This is a genomic window from Micromonospora arida (assembly GCF_042873195.1).
Lineage (GTDB): Bacteria > Actinomycetota > Actinomycetes > Mycobacteriales > Micromonosporaceae > Micromonospora > Micromonospora arida.
The window spans coordinates 247,829-264,400 of the sequence record NZ_JBIALC010000003.1 but is presented as its reverse complement, the minus strand read 5'-3'; the positions used below and the strand labels follow the sequence as shown (position 1 = coordinate 264,400).

The 16,572-nt window shown below is 71.2% G+C and carries 19 protein-coding genes; 10 read left to right on the top strand and 9 right to left on the bottom strand.

Features of this window, described 5'->3' with window-relative positions; all coding sequences use genetic code 11:
• The first annotated feature begins 58 nt into the window (after positions 1-58).
• The 3 genes from ACFYP0_RS12385 (at position 59) to ACFYP0_RS12375 (ending at position 2,926) form a co-directional block, all read left to right on the top strand.
• Positions 59-1,198, top strand: coding sequence for a glycerate kinase family protein (locus tag ACFYP0_RS12385; RefSeq protein WP_355494235.1), 1,140 nt, complete (start codon positions 59-61; stop codon positions 1,196-1,198).
• A gap of 181 nt (positions 1,199-1,379) precedes the next feature.
• Positions 1,380-1,748 carry an iron-sulfur cluster insertion protein ErpA gene (gene erpA / locus ACFYP0_RS12380; RefSeq protein WP_091407494.1) on the top strand — a complete coding sequence of 123 codons (369 nt, stop codon included), beginning with the start codon at positions 1,380-1,382 and terminating at the stop codon, positions 1,746-1,748.
• A 197-nt stretch (positions 1,749-1,945) separates the two neighbouring features.
• Positions 1,946-2,926, top strand: coding sequence for a carbohydrate kinase family protein (locus ACFYP0_RS12375; protein WP_124820724.1), 981 nt, complete (start codon positions 1,946-1,948; stop codon positions 2,924-2,926).
• A gap of 148 nt (positions 2,927-3,074) precedes the next feature.
• Here the strand turns inward: ACFYP0_RS12375 and ACFYP0_RS12370 are convergent, their stop codons facing one another.
• The gene (locus ACFYP0_RS12370; RefSeq protein WP_124820720.1) at positions 3,075-3,308 is read right to left on the bottom strand and encodes a sulfurtransferase TusA family protein; all 234 of its coding nucleotides are present in this window, start codon (positions 3,306-3,308) and stop codon (positions 3,075-3,077) included.
• The gene (locus tag ACFYP0_RS12365) at positions 3,305-4,456 is read right to left on the bottom strand and encodes a cysteine desulfurase family protein (protein WP_124858522.1); all 1,152 of its coding nucleotides are present in this window, start codon (positions 4,454-4,456) and stop codon (positions 3,305-3,307) included. Before ACFYP0_RS12365 ends, ACFYP0_RS12370 begins: the two co-directional genes overlap by 4 nt.
• Before the next feature lie 348 nt (positions 4,457-4,804).
• Here ACFYP0_RS12365 and ctaC point away from each other — a divergent pair, with 348 nt between their 5' ends.
• Both ctaC and ACFYP0_RS12355 read left to right on the top strand, forming a co-directional pair.
• A complete protein-coding gene (gene ctaC, locus ACFYP0_RS12360; protein ID WP_124858521.1) occupies positions 4,805-5,776 on the top strand; it encodes an aa3-type cytochrome oxidase subunit II in 972 nt (323 codons plus the stop codon).
• Positions 5,777-5,785: 9 nt separating this feature from the next.
• Positions 5,786-6,211, top strand: a complete 426-nt coding sequence (locus ACFYP0_RS12355; protein ID WP_124858520.1) for a cytochrome c oxidase subunit 4 — start codon at positions 5,786-5,788, stop codon at positions 6,209-6,211.
• Positions 6,212-6,356: 145 nt separating this feature from the next.
• On the opposite strand, the gene ACFYP0_RS12350 is transcribed toward ACFYP0_RS12355, so the two are convergent.
• The 4 genes from ACFYP0_RS12350 to ACFYP0_RS12335 all read right to left on the bottom strand — a co-directional run bounded on the left by ACFYP0_RS12350 (position 6,357) and on the right by ACFYP0_RS12335 (position 9,376).
• The gene (locus tag ACFYP0_RS12350) at positions 6,357-6,560 is read right to left on the bottom strand and encodes a hypothetical protein (protein ID WP_124858519.1); all 204 of its coding nucleotides are present in this window, start codon (positions 6,558-6,560) and stop codon (positions 6,357-6,359) included.
• A gap of 261 nt (positions 6,561-6,821) precedes the next feature.
• A complete protein-coding gene (gene trpD, locus ACFYP0_RS12345) occupies positions 6,822-7,865 on the bottom strand; it encodes an anthranilate phosphoribosyltransferase (protein WP_091407511.1) in 1,044 nt (347 codons plus the stop codon).
• A gap of 91 nt (positions 7,866-7,956) precedes the next feature.
• Entirely contained in the window at positions 7,957-8,352 is a 396-nt protein-coding gene (locus tag ACFYP0_RS12340; RefSeq protein WP_091407513.1) for a hypothetical protein, read from the bottom strand.
• A 103-nt stretch (positions 8,353-8,455) separates the two neighbouring features.
• The gene (locus ACFYP0_RS12335; protein ID WP_372494870.1) at positions 8,456-9,376 is read right to left on the bottom strand and encodes a cytochrome c oxidase assembly protein; all 921 of its coding nucleotides are present in this window, start codon (positions 9,374-9,376) and stop codon (positions 8,456-8,458) included.
• A gap of 108 nt (positions 9,377-9,484) precedes the next feature.
• On the opposite strand from ACFYP0_RS12335, the gene ctaE reads away from it, so the two are divergent.
• From ctaE to ACFYP0_RS12310, 5 genes are all read left to right on the top strand, one after another.
• Positions 9,485-10,084: an aa3-type cytochrome oxidase subunit III gene (gene ctaE / locus ACFYP0_RS12330; protein WP_112582810.1), complete on the top strand. Its 600-nt coding sequence runs from the start codon at positions 9,485-9,487 to the stop codon at positions 10,082-10,084.
• Positions 10,085-10,154: 70 nt separating this feature from the next.
• Complete coding sequence (qcrC, locus tag ACFYP0_RS12325) at positions 10,155-10,991, top strand: cytochrome bc1 complex diheme cytochrome c subunit (RefSeq protein WP_124858518.1); 837 nt, start codon at positions 10,155-10,157, stop codon at positions 10,989-10,991.
• A 64-nt stretch (positions 10,992-11,055) separates the two neighbouring features.
• Positions 11,056-12,144 (top strand): cytochrome bc1 complex Rieske iron-sulfur subunit, encoded by a 1,089-nt coding sequence (gene qcrA / locus ACFYP0_RS12320; protein ID WP_124858517.1) that lies wholly within the window; start codon positions 11,056-11,058, stop codon positions 12,142-12,144.
• A complete protein-coding gene (gene qcrB / locus ACFYP0_RS12315; protein WP_124858516.1) occupies positions 12,141-13,772 on the top strand; it encodes a cytochrome bc1 complex cytochrome b subunit in 1,632 nt (543 codons plus the stop codon). The genes qcrA and qcrB overlap by 4 nt, the downstream gene beginning before the upstream one ends.
• Before the next feature lie 193 nt (positions 13,773-13,965).
• Positions 13,966-14,658 carry a DUF4142 domain-containing protein gene (locus ACFYP0_RS12310; protein WP_091407523.1) on the top strand — a complete coding sequence of 231 codons (693 nt, stop codon included), beginning with the start codon at positions 13,966-13,968 and terminating at the stop codon, positions 14,656-14,658.
• Positions 14,659-14,762: 104 nt separating this feature from the next.
• On the opposite strand, the gene ACFYP0_RS12305 is transcribed toward ACFYP0_RS12310, so the two are convergent.
• The 3 genes from ACFYP0_RS12305 to ACFYP0_RS12295 all read right to left on the bottom strand — a co-directional run bounded on the left by ACFYP0_RS12305 (position 14,763) and on the right by ACFYP0_RS12295 (position 16,538).
• A complete protein-coding gene (locus ACFYP0_RS12305; protein WP_074313163.1) occupies positions 14,763-15,050 on the bottom strand; it encodes an Lrp/AsnC family transcriptional regulator in 288 nt (95 codons plus the stop codon).
• Positions 15,051-15,129: 79 nt separating this feature from the next.
• The gene (locus ACFYP0_RS12300) at positions 15,130-15,999 is read right to left on the bottom strand and encodes a nucleotidyltransferase family protein (protein WP_357008235.1); all 870 of its coding nucleotides are present in this window, start codon (positions 15,997-15,999) and stop codon (positions 15,130-15,132) included.
• Positions 15,996-16,538, bottom strand: a complete 543-nt coding sequence (locus ACFYP0_RS12295; RefSeq protein ID WP_386995701.1) for an NUDIX hydrolase — start codon at positions 16,536-16,538, stop codon at positions 15,996-15,998. The genes ACFYP0_RS12300 and ACFYP0_RS12295 overlap by 4 nt, the downstream gene beginning before the upstream one ends.
• Between the last annotated feature and the right edge of the window lie 34 nt (positions 16,539-16,572).

Sequence of the window (16,572 nt, the reverse complement as noted above, 5' to 3'; positions counted from 1 at the left end):
GTCCCACAGCGCGAGCGCGACGCAGCCTCGCTCGGTGTGGGCTGCCACACTGCTCGGCATGCGCGTGCTGCTCTGCCCGGACAAGTTCGCCGGCACCCTGTCCGCACCGGAGGTGGCCGCCGCCGTCGCCGCCGGTTGGCGCACCGTCACCGACGGAGACGATCTGCTGATCCGGCCCCTCGCCGACGGCGGACCGGGCTTCGTGGAGGTGCTCGCCGAAGCCCTCGGCGGCCGGCGCGTGGCGGTGTCGACGGTCGACCCTCTGGGCCGGCCGGCGGCCGGTGAGATCCTGCTCACCGCCGACCGCTCGACCGCCTACCTGGAGAGCGCGCAGGCGTGCGGCCTGCACCTGCTCTCCGCAGCCGAGCGCGACCCGAAGACCACCACCTCGTACGGGCTGGGTCTGTTGGTGGCCGCCGCGGTGGAGAGCGGTGCCCGCACGGTGGTGATCGGGCTGGGCGGTTCCGGCACCAACGACGCCGGCGCCGGAATGCTCGCCGCGCTGGGCGTGACCCCCCTCGACCAGGGCGGTGCCGCGCTGCCGTACGGCGGGGCGGCGCTCGCCGCGGTCGACGCGCTGGACGGCGCGCCCCGGCTGCGCGGCGTCCGGCTGGTCGCGGCCACCGACGTGGACAACCCCCTGCTCGGCCTGCACGGCGCCAGCAACGTGTTCGGCCCGCAGAAGGGCGCCGACCGGGCCGACGTGCTGCTGCTCGACGCGGCCCTGGAGCGTTTCGCGGCGGTGCTGGAGGAGGACCTGGCCGGCTGCCCGGTGGGGCTCGGCGCGCTGCCCGGAGGCGGGGCCGCCGGTGGCATCGGCGCGGCGCTCCTCGCCCTGGGCGGCGACTGCGAGTCGGGGATCGGCCTGGTCACCCGGGCCACCCGACTCGACACCGCGCTGGACACCGCCGACCTGGTGATCACCGGTGAGGGGTCGTTCGACCACCAGTCGCTGCGCGGCAAGGTCGTCGCCGGAGTGGCCGGCGCCGCCCGCGACCGGGGAGTGCCCTGCGTGGTGGTGGCCGGGCAGGTGAGCACCGGCCGGCGGGAGGCCGCCTCGGCCGGGGTGACCGACGCGTACAGCCTGGTGGAGCACTTCGGCGGCGAGGAGGGCGGCGGGCTCGACGCGGCGCTGAGCCGACCAGCGGAGGGGTTGCGCGAACTGGGTGCCCGGCTGGCCCGGCAGTGGAGCCGCTGAGCGTCCCAACCGCCCGTGCGCCCGCCCCGACCGAGGGCCGACCTGCGGCGGGGGTAACGCCACGCGGGTGAGCCCGGCCAAGGCGGCGTACGATCGGTTGAGGACCACAACCGGGAATCACTGGACGGCGCGCGACGTTGGCCAGTGCGTCCGGACCCAAACCGCGCAGGGAGACTTCCACGTGACCACGCCAGCGCAGACCGAGTCGACCGAGGCCAAGGCCCCTACTTCCGTCGTCCTCACCGACGTCGCGGCGCAGAAGGTCAAGGCCCTGATCGAGCAGGAGGGCCGCGACGACCTGCGGCTCCGCGTCGCCGTGCAGCCGGGCGGCTGCTCCGGCCTGCGGTACCAGCTCTTCTTCGACGAGCGTTCGCTCGACGGTGACGTCGTGACCGACTTCGGTGGCGTCGAGGTCGTCGTCGACCGGATGAGCGCCCCGTACCTTTCCGGCGCGACGATCGACTTCGCCGACCGGATCGACGCCCAGGGCTTCACCATCGACAACCCCAACGCGGGCAGTTCCTGCGCCTGCGGTGACTCGTTCAACTGAGTCACACCACACACCAGCGACGATGGGGCCGTTCTTCGGGACGGCCCCATCGCCGTACCGGTCGGCTGTCGCACCGGTCCGGAAGCGGTCCCGAAGGGGCCGTGGCGGGCTGGTTGCCGTTGTCCGACCGAGCGGTGACCATCGGGTTGCCGTCCCGGTAGGCTGACCGCGCCCTGCTCCCGACCCCGAGGGTTGACATGAAGATCGCCGTCACCGGCTCGATCGCCACCGATCACCTGATGAGCTTCCCCGGTCGCTTCGCCGACCAGCTCATCGCCGATCAACTGCACAAGGTGTCCCTCTCCTTCCTGGTGGACGACCTGGTGCTCCGTCGCGGCGGCGTGGCGGCGAACATCTCCTTCGGGATGGGTCAGCTCGGGCTGCGCCCGGTGCTGCTCGGCGCGGTCGGCGCCGACTTCGCCGACTACCGCTCCTGGCTGGAGCGCCACGGGGTGGACTGCGACTCGGTGCACATCAGCGAGGTGGCGCACACCGCCCGCTTCGTCTGCACCACCGACACCGACATGTGCCAGATCGCGTCGTTCTACGCCGGTGCGATGAGCGAGGCCCGCAACATCGAGCTGGCTCCGGTCGCCGACCGGCTCGGCGGTCTGGACCTGGTGCTGGTCGGCGCCAACGACCCCGAGGCGATGCTGCGCCACTCGGCCGAGTGCCGCACCCGCGGGTACGCCTTCGCCGCCGACCCGTCCCAGCAGCTCGCCCGGATGCCCGGCGAGGACGTGGTGGCGCTGATCGAGGGCGCCGAGTACCTGATGACCAACGACTACGAGAAGTCGCTGTTGCAGAGCAAGGCGCAGCTCAGCGACGACCAACTGCTGGACCTGGTCAAGGTGCGGGTCACCACGCTGGGCAAGCACGGTGTGGAGATCGCCGGGCGCGGCATCGACCCGATCCACGTACCGATCGCGCGGGAGATCCGCGCGGTCGACCCGACCGGCGTCGGCGACGGCTTCCGGGCCGGCTTCTTCACCGCGCTCTCCTGGGGCCTCGGCCTGGAACGCGCCGCCCAGGTCGGCTCGCTGCTGGCCACGCTGGTCCTGGAGACCGTCGGCACCCAGGAGTACGACGTCCGCCGCGACCTGTTCGTCAAGCGGCTCGCCGAGTCCTACGGCGACACCGCCGCGGAAGAGGTCCGCCCCCACCTCCTCCCGGCGTAACCCCCGCCGCCACCCCGGCGATCTTGCACTTTCTGTCGCCGTATCGCGGCTTCTGCACCCCTTTGTCCACGCAGAAACTGCAAGATCGCGGGGGTGAGGCGGGGGGTGGCGGGGGGTGAGCGGGGTGAGGCGGGGGGGTGGCGGGGGGTTAGTGGGTGCGGCGGACGTCGTAGGCGGGGCCTTCCGGGCCGTTGACGGAGCCGAGGAACTCCTGGCCGCGCATCCGGCACCAGGCGGGGATGTCGACCGCTGCCGCCGGGTCGTCGGCCAGCACCCGGACCACCGTGCCGACCGGCACCTCGGGCATCCGTCGCGCCGCCGCGATCACCGGCAGCGGGCAGCGTTGCCCCCGGCAGTCGATCACCTCGTCCGGCATCGTCACAGCCCCACCACCCCAGCCTCCGCGCGCAGCCCGGCCACGATCCCCGGCAACTCGGTCAGGAACCGCTCCACGTCCGCCTCGGTCGTCTCCCGGTGCAGGCTGACCCGCACGTTGCCGTGCGAGAGCACCCCCATCGCCTCCAGCACGTGCGACGGACGCAACGTGGACGAGGTGCAGGACGAGCCGGACGACACGGCGAACCCCCGCCGGTCCAGGGCGTGCAGCAACGCCTCCCCGTCGACGTACAGGCACGAGAACGTGACCAGGTGGGGGAGCCGGAGCACCGGGTCGCCGACCACCTCCACGTCGGGCACCTCCGCCGCGACCCGCTCCCGGACCCGGTCCACCAGGGGGGCCAACCGGGCCGCCTCGGCCGCCGCGTCGGCCGCCGCCGCCCGCAGGCTCGCCGCCGCCGCCACGACCGCGGGCAGATTCACCACTCCGGGGGTACGTCCGCTCTCCCGCTCGTCGGCCGGCCAGGGCGACTCCCAGCGAACGCCCTTCCGGACCGCCAGCACCCCCACGCCGGGTGGCCCACCCCACTTGTGGGCGCTCGCAGTGAGCACCGACCAGCCGGCCGGCAGGGGCACCCGGCCCACCGACTGCGCAGCATCCACGTACAGCGGCACACCCACGTCGGCGCACGCCGCCGCCGCCTCGGCGACCGGCTGCACCGTCCCCACCTCGTGACTGGCGGTGATCAACGCGGCCAGCGCGACCCCCGGGGCCTGAACGGCACTCGACCACGCGGTCAGGTCCAGCCGGCCCAACCGGTCGACCGGCACCGCGGTGGCGGTCCCGCCCGCGCCGACATGCCGTTCCGCCGCGTGCAGCACCGCCGAGTGCTCGATCGCCGAGTGCACCAGCGTCGACCCGACCCGGCGCCGCCCGGTCAGGCCCCCGAGCACCGCGCCGTGGGCTGCGGTCGTACCACTGGGGGTGAAGGAGACCTCGTCGGCGCGGACGCCGAGCGTCAGCGCGGTGGCCTCGCGGGCGGCGTCGAGCAGTTGCCGGGCCCGGCGGGCCTGCGTGTACAGCTTGCCCGGGTCGGCCCAGCCGTCGTCGAGCGCGGCCAGCAGCGCCTGCCGCGCGACCGGATGCATCGGCGCGGCGGTCGCCGCGTCCAGGTAGACCGGGGATGCGCTCACAGACCTGCCTTCGTTCGCGGCTGCGGGGCTCGCAACCCCGGCTCACTCCTCGCGCTCACAGACCTGCCTTCGTTCGTGGCTGCGGGGCTCGCAACCCCGGCTCACTCCTCGCGCTCACAGACCTGCCTTCGTTCGCGGCTGCGGGGCTCGCAACCCCGGCTCACTCCTCGCGCTCACAGACCAAGACGCTATCGCGGCGGTATGCCTAGGATCCCCCCGATGGGGGCCGGACAGTGACCCCACCACGGCCGAGTCCGTCATGGTCGAGTAATCTGCGACCGTCGGTGACGCCTTTGCCGCGGGTGCCGAGGAAAGACGCACCGCGGCGCGCTAGGGAGGCAGGACCAGGTGGTCGCAAGGAGTTCGGAGGTACGGCCGTCGGCCGTACGGCACAGCGCTTCCCCAGGGGTTGGTGGACGCCGGGGGCGTGGTGCTGGTCGCCTGGCCGGGCTCGGTCTCGGTGGCGTGGCGTTGCTGGTTCTGCTCACGGGCTGTGACGTGGGTCAGACGTTCGACGGCTTCGGCTGGCCGCAGGGCGGCATCTCGCCGGAGTCCAAGCGGATGTACGACCTGTGGATCGCCTCCTGCATCGCCGCGCTCGCGGTCGGCGTCTTCGTGTGGGGCCTGATCTTCTGGTGCGTCGTGCGCTACCGCAAGCGTGGCAACGCGCTGCCGGTGCAGACCCGCTACAACATGCCGATGGAGTTCCTCTACACCATCGCGCCGATCCTGATCGTCTCCGTGCTCTTCTACTACACGGCGATCGTGCAGACCGACGTCGACAAGTTGTCGAAGAACCCGGACGTCACGGTCGAGGTCGTCGCGTTCAAGTGGAACTGGCAGTTCAACTACCGGGACGGCCAGGGCACGGAAGCCGGCACCACCGCGTCGACGCTCGGCACCAGTGAGGTCATCCCGGTGCTGGTGCTGCCGACCAACCGGTCCATCCGGTTCGAGGAGACCAGCCGCGACGTCATCCACTCGTTCTGGGTGCCGGAGCTGCTCTTCAAGCGGGACGTCATGCCGGGCAAGATCCGCAACGTGTTCGAGGTCTCAAGCCTGGACGCGGAGGGCGCCTACGTCGGGCGCTGCGCCGAACTGTGCGGCAGCTACCACGCGTTCATGAACTTCGAGCTGCGGGTGGTCTCGCCGGAGAAGTACGACCAGTTCCTCGCGGCCAAGCAAGACGGCAAGTCCACCCAGGATGCGCTGTCCGCGATCGGTGAGGAGCCGTACGCGACGACCACGCAGCCGTTCGACACGCGGCGGACGCAGGACAACTTCAACCCGGACGACGTTCCGGCCCGCACGGGAAGCTGAGGCAGCCGCATGAAGACCGAGTGGCGTATCTTCCTGATCATCGCCGGGTTCCTCCTCGGCGCCACCATCCTCTACGGCGCCTGGACGAACGGTGAGTCGGGCGGCATCGAGTGGGTCGGCACCGTCGCCCTGCTGCTGTCGTTCCTGCTCTGCTCGATGTGCGGTGGCTTCTTCTGGTTCGTCTCCCGCCGCATCGACCTGCGCCCGGAGGACCGCCCGGACGCCGAGATCGCCGACGGCGCTGGTGAGGTCGGCTTCTTCAGCCCGGGCAGCTACTGGCCGTTCGGTCTGGCGCTGGCCGCCGCGATCGCCGCGCTCGGCATGGTGTTCTGGCAGTACTGGCTGATCGGTGCCGGCCTGCTGGCCGTCGTCTTCTCCGCCTGTGGGCTTCTGTTCGAGTACTACAGCGGCACCCGGCGTACCGCCGAGCACTGACCCACCCGGTCGCCGTCGCGACCGACCCGGCACGACGAAGGCCCGTTCCCCGAGAGGGGAGCGGGCCTTCGGTCATGTTCCACCCTGCCCGGCGTGGTGCGGCGGTCAGGTGGTCAGGTGGTTAGGCGGTCGGGAGGTGCTGTGGTCAGGCGGCGCGGCGGCGGGCGGGCTGGCGGTGGCGGGCGGCCAGCCGGGTGACCGGGAAGGCGACCGCGCTGACCACCACGGCGGCGCCGCAGTCGGTGCAGATCAGCTCTGGACAGTCGGTGCCGTGGCCGTCGACGCAGGGCGGAGCCTCGAACAGCGCCACGCCCTCGCAGACGTCGCAGTAGAGCTCGCGGTGCGACACGGCCGTCTCCTCTCGGATACCAGGCGGACCGCCCCCGGATGCGACAGTGACGCACCGACGGCAGCAGAGAACTACTCAGCTGTAGTTTCCCAGACGGGTCCGACAAATCTCCGCGCACAGTCGCCGCTCGTCGGCATCCGCGCGTGATCCACCCGACATCATCGAAGTCGGGGCTTCCGGGCTGCCCGGACACCGCGGATTCACGGAACCCGAGTCGATCACCGGCCGAGACGCCGCCCGACGGGTCGGGCGGCGGTGAGGTCAGGCGGTGGCGGTCTCGATCCAGCGGTCCAGGGTCGCGGCGGCCGCGCCGGAGTCGATCGACTCGGCCGCGCGGGCCAGGCCGGCGCGCAGCGCCTCGGTCAGGTCGCCGTCCAGCGGGCCCTGGGTGGCCAGCGCCGCCGCCGCGTTGACCAGCACCGCGTCCCGGACCGGGCCCGTCTCGCCGGCCAGCAGGCGACGGGCCACGCCGGCGTTGTACGCGGCGTCACCGCCGCGCAGGTCGGCGAGGGTGGACCGGGGTACCCCCAGGTCCGTCGCGTCCAGCACAGCCTCACGTACGGTGCCGCCCTGGGCCGCCCAGATCCGGGTCGGCGCGGCGGTGGTGAACTCGTCCAGCCCGTCCTCGCCGCGCATCACGATCGCCGAGTCGCCACGGGCCGCGAACACGCTGGCCATCACCGGGGCCATCCGCAGGTCGAAGCAGCCGACCGCGCCGGCCCGGGGGCGGGCCGGGTTGGTCAGCGGGCCGAGGAAGTTGAAGAAGGTGGGCACGCCCACCTCGCGGCGGACCGGGCCGGCGTGCCGCATCCCGGGGTGGAAGCGGGCTGCGAAGCAGAACCCGATGCCGGCCTCCTCGACACAGCGGGCAACCTGCTCCGGGCCGAGATCCAGCGGGATGCCGAGGAACTCCAGCAGGTCGGCGGTGCCGCACAGGGAGGAGGCGGCCCGGTTGCCGTGCTTCACGACACGGACGCCCGTGCCGGCGACCACCAGCGCCGTCATCGTGGAGATGTTCACCGTGTGGGCGAGGTCACCGCCGGTGCCGACCACGTCGAGCGCGGTACGGCGCAGCTCCTCGGGCAGTGCGACCGGGACCGCGCGACCGAGCATCGCCTCCACCAGGCCGGCCAGCTCCGCGGGGGTCTCGCCCTTGGCCCGCAGCGCCACGGCGAAGGCGGCGATCTGCGCCGCGCTCGCCGAGCCGGTCATGATCTCGTCCATCGCCCAGGCGGTGTCGGCGGTGGAGAGTTCGTCGCCGCGCAGCAGCGCGTTGAGCAGGTGCGGCCAGGTCCGATCGCCCATGGCGGGCCTCCCGAGCATGCGAAGTGCGGGTGGGCTGGAACCGGCGCCGAGGAGATCCGGCGCCGTGGGGGTGCCGGAGGAGCGTGGGACGTCAGGCGGGTGCGTGCGTCCGCAGCAGCTCGGCCACCGTGCCGCCGGTGGTCACCGGGTCGAGCGGGTGCACCAGCGTCGCGTCGACCTCGGCGTACGCGGCGAGCCATCGGTCGGCGGCGCGGGCGATCACGAGGCAGGTCGGGGGAGCGTCGTCCCGGTCGTCCTTGACCTGCCGGGCGATGCCGATGCCGCCGCCCGGGCTCGCCTCACCGTCGAGCAGAAGCAGGTCGATCTCGTAGTCGTCGACCAGTCGGATGGTCTCCGCGTAGGTCGACGCCTCGACGAACTCGATCTGCAGACCGGGAGCGGGCCGGGTGCCGACGGCCATCCGCATCCGATCACGGACCTGCGGGTCGTCGCTGTAGAGCAACACGGTGCAAAGACGATCGGTCATGCCGGAACTCCCACCTCGTAGCTGCCCGCAGATCGTACCGGTCGGCGTGACGTAGCCGACATCCCGCCCGACGTCGTGCGTCGGGGCGTACCGTCCGGGCAGCTCAGGCGGGCGCGGCGTCGGCTGCGCGTTCGCGGGCCTCCTGGCGGTCCAGCTCGCGGTCCACCCGGCGGGCCTCCCGCTCGGACTGCTTGACCCACTGAACCACCAGCACCGCGAGCATGGTCACACTGACGAACTCGCCACCGGCCCACAGGATGCCGCCGGCGACCACCTGGTCCTGCCACGGGTCGACCCAACCGAGGTTGAGCGACGGGTACCAGTCGCCGCCGAAGAGCGTGCTGCTCTGCATGATGGTGAGGCCGAGCACCGTGTGGAACGGCACGGAGAGCAGCATCAGCAGCGCACGCGCCGGGTACGGCCAGCGGCCGGGCAGCGGGTCGAGGCCGAGCAGCGGCCAGAAGAACACGCAGCCGGTCATGATGAAGTGGGCGTGCACCAGCTCGTGCGCCCAGGCGTGTTCGAGGGTGTAGCGGTACAGATCACTGAAGTACAGCACGAACGGGTTGACCACGAAGATGGCGAACGCCACCAGCGGGAAGCTGTAGACCCGGGCGACGCGGCTGTGCACGATCGCGAGCAGGCGCTTGCGTGGCCCGACCGGCAGGGTCCGCAGGGCCAGGGTCATCGGCGCGCCCAGCGCCAGGAAGATCGGCGCCACCATGGAGAGCACCATGTGCTGGATCATGTGCACGGACAGCAGCGCGGTGTCGTACGCGTGCAGCCCGCTGACCGTGACGAGCGCGATGCCGCCCAGGCCGGGGCCGAGGAAGAACACGGTACGGGCGATGGGCCAGCGGTCGCCCCGCAGGCGCAGTCGGTACACCCCGTAGAGGTACAGGCCGGCGGCGAGCACCAGGCCGAGGGCCAGCCAGCTGTCCAGCCGGGTCTCGGTCAGCACCGCGCCGACGGTGAACGGCGGCGGGGCCGAGGTGGCGGCGAAGATCGGATCGACGTGCAGCACGCTTTTCAGGCTAGGCCAGGCGAACCGGACCCTGACGCTCGGGCCACGGAAGGCGCAGGTTTGCCACCCCGCTGATCGGCGGCCCCGGTCAGGGGCAATAATGACGGCGTGACTGCGGCCCCAGCCATTGACAAGAGCCGGATCCACTCTCTGACCCGACCAAACATGGTCAGCGTCGGGACGATCGTGTGGCTCTCAAGCGAACTCATGTTCTTCGCGGCGCTGTTCGCGATGTACTTCTCCATCCGCGCGGCTGCGCCGGAGCAGTGGGAGAAGCACACCGAGGCGCTGAACATCCCCTACGCGACCACCTTCACGGTGATCCTGGTGCTGTCCTCGGTGACGTGCCAGCTCGGCGTCTTCGCGGCGGAGAAGGGTGACGTGCACGCGCTGCGGCGCTGGTTCACCGTCACCTTCGTGATGGGTCTGATCTTCGTCCTCGGCCAGCTGAACGAGTACCGGCACCTGGTCGCCGACGGCATCAAGATCAACGAAGACGGGTACGGGTCGGTGTTCTACCTGACCACCGGCTTCCACGGCCTGCACGTGACCGGTGGTCTGATCGCCTTCATCATCTTCATGGTCCGTACGACCATGGGCCGGTTCACTCCGGCGCAGGCGACGTCGGCGATCGTCGTGTCGTACTACTGGCACTTCGTCGACGTCGTGTGGATCGGGCTGTACGCCATGATCTACTGGCTCCAGTGATCTTGCGCGTCACATTCCGCGCTGCTGCTCCGTCCCCTGAGACAGGTCCAACCGGTTAAGGACACCGCTCATGACTTCTGACAACGACCGCCGACGCGGTCTGCTCGCGCGGTTGCGCGAGCGGCCCGCCGCGCGCAGCAGGGGCCGCCGCCGGCTGGGCGCCGCGGTCCGGCTGATCGCCGCGCTGATGCTCGCCGGTGGCGCGTACACCGTCTTCGCCCCGGGCGCCCAGGCGCAGGACAACCCGCAGCTGACCGGCGCCGCCGCCGAGGGCAAGGCGCTGTTCGACGTGAGCTGCGTGACCTGCCACGGCCGCAACGCCCAGGGCGTCGAGGGCCGCGGGCCGAGCCTGGTCGGCGTCGGCGCGGCCTCGGTCGAGTTCCAGGTCAGCTCCGGGCGGATGCCGATGGCCCGCCAGGAGGCCCAGGCGCACCGCAAGCCCCCGGTCTTCACCGACGAGCAGACCCGTCAGCTGGCCCAGTACATCCAGGAGTTGGGCGGCGGGCCGGTCGTGCCCGAGGGCGACGAACTGCGTGAGGACGGCAACATCGCGTCCGGTGGTGAGCTGTTCCGGATCAACTGCTCGCAGTGCCACGCGTTCGGTGGCGGCGGCGGTGCGCTCTCCTCGGGCAAGTTCGCCCCGAGCCTGCACCCCGCGACCGACCGCCAGATCTACGCGGCGATGTTGAGCGGCCCGCAGAACATGCCGGTGTTCGGCGACAACCAGCTCCGGCCGGAACAGAAGGCCGACATCATCGCCTACATCCAGGAGACGCTGAAGCACGACCAGGACCCGGGCGGGTTCAACCTCGGGCGGTACGGCCCGTCCACCGAGGGCCTGGCGATCTTCCTGGTCGGCATCGTGGCGCTCGTCTTCGCCAGCCTGTGGATTGCGGGCAAGTCGTGACCGAGCGGATACTCCTAATCAGTGCTGTGGTGCCGCTCGGCGCCACCCGTAGCGAGGTGACGGCATGAGCACCCACACCGAGCACCAGGCCTCACAGGGCCCGGAGCCGCTCGACGTGAACGACCCCAAGCTGACCCGTTTCGACATCGTTCGTGAGGGCGCGCGTCGGGACGACATCGAGATCGTCCACTACGAGCCGCAGGTGCTGCCGGGCACCAAGGCGGAGCGTCGGCTGACCCGGGTGGTCGCCGGCTTGTTCCTGATCACCGGCCTGGCCGCGACCGCCTTCCTGGCCATCTACATCTGGTGGCCGTGGCAGTACGAGGCGGGCCGCGGCGGCGACAAGTTCTACACCCCGCTGCTCGGCTTCACCCTCGGCGTCGCGCTGCTCGCCGTCGGCTTCGGCATCCTGACCTGGGGCAAGAAGTTGCTGCCCAAGGAGGTCTCGATCCAGGACCGGCACGAGGGCCAGGTGGACTCCGAAGGCCGCACCATCACCGGCCAGACCATGCTCTACATGGCGGACGAGCTGGGCGTGAAGCGTCGCCCCCTGCTCGGCATCTCGCTGCTGGCCGGTCTCGCACCGGTCGCCGCGGTCGCTGCGGCACCGCTGGTCGGCGGCCTGATCTCGCAGCCGCACAAGAACAACCAGATGTTCACCACCGGGTTCGCCGCGGCCGAGGGCGGCCAGCGGATCCGTCTGGTCCGCGAGGACGGCCGGCCGATCCGCCCGGCGGACATCAGCACCGGTGGGCAGCTGACCGTCTTCCCCGGCATCGACCACGGCGTGAGCAACAGGCACGCCGACTCGCCGACGCTGCTGATCCACCTCCGCGACTCCGACGCGCAGGAGTCGCGCCGGGCCAACGAGAAGGTCGGCCACGGTGACTACATGTGGGGCAACTACGCGGCGTTTTCGAAGATCTGCACGCACGCGGGATGCCCGGCCAGCCTGTACGAGCAGCAGACCAACCGGCTGCTCTGCCCGTGCCACCAGTCCCAGTTCCTGATCACCGACAACGCCCGGCCCATCTTCGGCCCCGCCAGCCGGCGGCTGCCGCAGCTGCCGATCGAGGTGGATTCCGAGGGCTTCTTCGTGGCGAAGTCCGACTACACCGAGACCGTCGGGCCTGATTTCTGGGAGCGGCCATGAAGCGTCGAAAGCTTGACCTTGCGGCGACGCCGGGCAAGGCCGCGGTGGGAGTGGACGACCGCTTCGCGGTGGCCACCCCGCTGCGCAAACTGCTGAACAAGGTCTTCCCGGACCACTGGTCCTTCCTGCTCGGCGAGATCGCGCTGTTCTCGTTCGTCGTGCTGCTGCTGACCGGTGTGTTCCTCACCTTCTTCTTCGAGCCGGCGATGACCGAGGTGGTCTACGACGGCAGCTACGCGCCGTTGCAGGGCACCCCGATGTCCGCCGCCTACGCCTCCAGCCTGGACATCTCGTTCGACGTCCGCGGCGGTCTGGTGATGCGGCAGATGCACCACTGGGCGGCGCTGCTGTTCATGGCCGCGATCGTTGTGCACATGCTGCGGGTCTTCTTCACCGGCGCCTTCCGCAAGCCGCGTGAGACCAACTGGATCATCGGTTCGCTGCTGTTCTGGGTCGGCTTCCTGGCCGGCTTCACCGGCTACTCGCTGCCGGACGACGGCCTGTCCGGCACCGGCCTGCGGATCGCCTCGGCGATCATGCTGTCCATCCCGGTGATCGGCTCCTGGGTGACCTCGTCGATCTTCGGCGGCGAGTTCCCGGGCACGATCATCATCAGCCGCTTCTTCATCGCCCACGTGCTGCTCATCCCGGGTCTGCTGGTCGCGCTGATCAGCGTCCACCTGGGTCTGGTCTTCAAGCAGAAGCACACCCAGTGGCCCGGCCCCGGCCGGACCAACAACAACGTGGTCGGCGAGCGGATGTTCCCGCGGTACGCGCTGAAGCAGGGCGGCTTCTTCATGGTCGTCTTCGGCGTCATCGCGCTGATGGGCGGTCTGTTCCAGATCAACCCGATCTGGCTGTTCGGCCCGTACGAGGCGTGGGTGGTCTCGGCCGCCAGTCAGCCCGACTGGTACGTCATGTTCCTCGACGGGTCGACCCGACTCATGCCGGCCTGGGAGATTCCCATCCCGATCGGCGACGGGTACGTCATCCCGCCGCTGTTCTGGCCGACGGTCGTGCTGCCCGGCATCCTGGTGGGCCTGTCGACGATGTACCCGTTCCTGGAAGCCCGGCACCTCAAGGACCGCAAGAGCCACAACCTGCTCCAGCGTCCCCGGGATGCTCCGGCCCGGACCGCGGTCGGCGCCATGGCCGTCTCGTTCTACATCGTGTTGACGCTCTCCGGCGCCAACGACGTGATCGCGGACAAGTTCCAGATCAGCCTGAACGCGATGACCTGGGCGGGCCGGATCGGCCTGCTGGTGCTCCCGCCGCTGGCGTACTACGTCACCTACCGGCTCTGCCTGGGTCTGCAGCAGCACGACCGGGAGGTGCTCGCGCACGGCGTGGAGACCGGCATCATCCGGCGCATGCCGGACGGCCGGTTCGTCGAGGTGCACCAGCCGCTCAGCGCGTCCAACGGGCACGCGGACGGTCACGGTCAGCTCGACTACGTCGGCTGGGTCGTGCCCAAGAAGATGAACCGGCTGGGGGCCCTCGGCCCGGCCATCCGGGGCTTCTTCTACCCGATCGAGAAGCCGGTCGAGGCACCGGTCTCGCCGGGGCACCCGCCGGTCGAGGCCCGACCCGAGCGCGAGGAGATCGGCAGCGGCGAAAGCCGCCGCTGACCGCCCAGTCGCACCGTTACGGGGCGCCCGCCGGATTCCGGCGGGCGCCCCGTCGTATTCACACCCCCCGACCCATCTGACCAGGAGTAGGACGGCCCTGGTGGGACCGGTCGACCCCGTGCGACGGGCGATCGCAGGAATAACCCCGGTGAGCCGGGTATCCGTGCGGTCCAACGTCTCAAGGGGGGGAAGCATGTTGGGTATCAAACGCCTCGGCCTGTTGGCCGCGCTGGTACTGGTCGGTGTCGCGCCGGCTGCGGCCGCGCAGGCCGCGGCACAGCCGTCAACGCAGGACACCCAGTACCTGCAGGCGGTACACCAGGTCAACCTGTTCGAGATCACCGCTGGTGACCTGGCTCAGCAGAAGGGTCAGGACCAGGGGGTCAAGGACCTGGGCGCGATGCTGAAGACCGACCACACCCAGCTGGACCAGACGGTGCAGCAGACCGCGTCGCAGCTCGGGGTGGAACTGCCGAACGAGCCCAGCGCCGATCAGCAGGCGGTCATCGACAAGCTGAACAACGCCAGCGGCGCGGAGTTCGACCGGCTCTGGGTGACCAGTGAGCTGGCCGGCCACGTCCAGGCCATCCAGGCCACCCAGACGGAGATCTCGCAGGGCTCCGAGCAGTCGGTGGTCCAGTTGGCGCAGACGGCACTGCCGACGCTGCAGACGCACTACGACGAGTTGGTGGCGCTCGCCAACAAGTTGGGCATCCCGGTTCCGCAGACCAGCGCCAGCGGTACGCCCAGTCCGGGCGGCACCGGCACCGAGTCGCCGGCTCCGGGCGGCACTGTCACCGAGTCGCCGGCTCCGGGCGGCACCGGCACCGAGTCGCCGGCTCCGGGCGGCGGCACCACCGAGGTACCGGCTCCCAGCGAGAGCTGACGTAGCCACAGCAGACGGCCGGTCCACCCTCGCGGTGGGCCGGCCGCCCTGTGCGCGCTACGCGCCGCCGTGCGGCCGGTACGGCCCCCGAAACGGCGAGTGGATCAGTCGGCGCTGGCCAGACCGATCGCGAACGCCTCCTCCAGGTCGTGCTGCGAGTACGCCCGGAAGGCGATGTGCGACTCGGTGTTGAGCACGCCCGGGACCTTGGAGATGCTGCCCGCGATGACCTGTGCGATCTGGTCGAACTCGCGGACCCGGACGATGGCGATGAGGTCGACGTGCCCGGCCACCGAGTAGACCTCGCTGACGCCGGGAAGGTTGGCCAGGTTCTCCGCCACCTCGGGGATCGCATCGGTGGCGCAGTCGATCAGCACGATCGCGGTGATCACGGGGCATTTCTCCGTTCGTCGGCGTCGTCGCCCATGCTAGATGTTCTGGCCCGAGACCGGAGGCGGGAGCCGTCCGGGCTCAGCCCTGGGCGGGGCAGGGCACGGTGAGGTCGCTCCCGGCCCGGATCACGTTCCGCAGCCGCTCGCCGGCCCGTACGGTCGCGCCCGGCCACACCACAGTGCGGGACACGTCACCGTCCACCCGCGCGCCCGCGCCGACGACCGACTCCACACAGCGGCCGGTCACCGTCGCGGTCTCCTCGACGAGAACGCCGCCGGCCGCGGCGTGCAGGTTGGCCGCCAGGTAGTCGGCCGGGGTGCCGGTGTCGAAGAAGGTGCCGGGGTAGGGCACCACCGCCAGGGCGCCCGCCGCCTCGGCCGGACGCCACACGGCGCGAACCAGGTCCGAGAAGACGACCGGCAGGTCCCGGACCAGCCGCCAGGGCAGCAGCGAGAAGCCGGTGAAGCAGTGCCCGGCGAAGGTGCCCGGCGCCGCCGGGTCCGCGGCGGGCTGGCCGAGCAGGCGTACGGTGTGCCCGTCCCAGCCGTCGAGCAGGGCGGCGACGTCCGGGCCCGGGGGAGCAGCCGGGTCGGCGAGGTACGCGTCGGCGTTGCCGACCAGCACCGGCCGCCCGTCGATCCAGTCCCGCAGGTTGGCCACCCCACCCGCGGTGCCCAGCGGGTCGCCCGGCTCCACCGACAGGTGTGCGCGGTCGCCGACGTGCGCCACCACCTGCTCGCCGAGGTAGCAGGCGTTCACCGCGACCCGATCGGGACCGGTCAGGCCCAGGCCGGCCAGCCGCGCCAACGCCCGATCCAGCAGGGGCACGTTGCCCACCGGGCAGAGCGCCTTGGGCACCCGTTCGGTGAGCGGGCGCAGCCGCGTGCCCTCGCCGGCGGCCAGCACCACCGCGCACAGATCCGCCGGCACACCGGCCGCGACGATCACGGGGTGTCGTCGGGCGCCGGCGGCGGGAACTGTCCGGCCAGCGGCCCGATGTCGTAGTAGGCGAGCAGCCGGGCCGTCGGCCAGGTCAGCTTGGGCAGGTCGTCCAGGGGGTGCCAGGCGGCCTCGAAGACTTCCGCGCCGTCGACGGTCAACTCGGTGCTGGACGCCGGCACCTCGGCCTCGAAGACCATGTCCACCCAGCCCTTGGCGTGCACGATCGCATTCGGCACCGCCGGACGCAGCCGCGACGGTGGGAGCCGGACGCCGGATTCCTCGAACAGCTCACGGGCCGCACCCACCACCGGGGCCTCACCCCGGTTGAGCAGGCCGGCGGGGAGTGACCAACCCTTGCCGGGCGGCTGGCGCAGCATGAGCAACCGACCCGCGCCCGTCGCCTCGGCGTCCCGGACCAGGGTCACCGCGCCGACGATGTACTTGGGCACGGCCAGCCGGACCAGGCGCCGACGCACCGGCAGGGGCAGCCGGTAGAAGGCCTGGTAGAAGAGGGCCCGACCGGTGGCGCGGGAGCGGGGGATCATGACTCCAGGCTAGTGGTCACGAATGTTCTTCGGA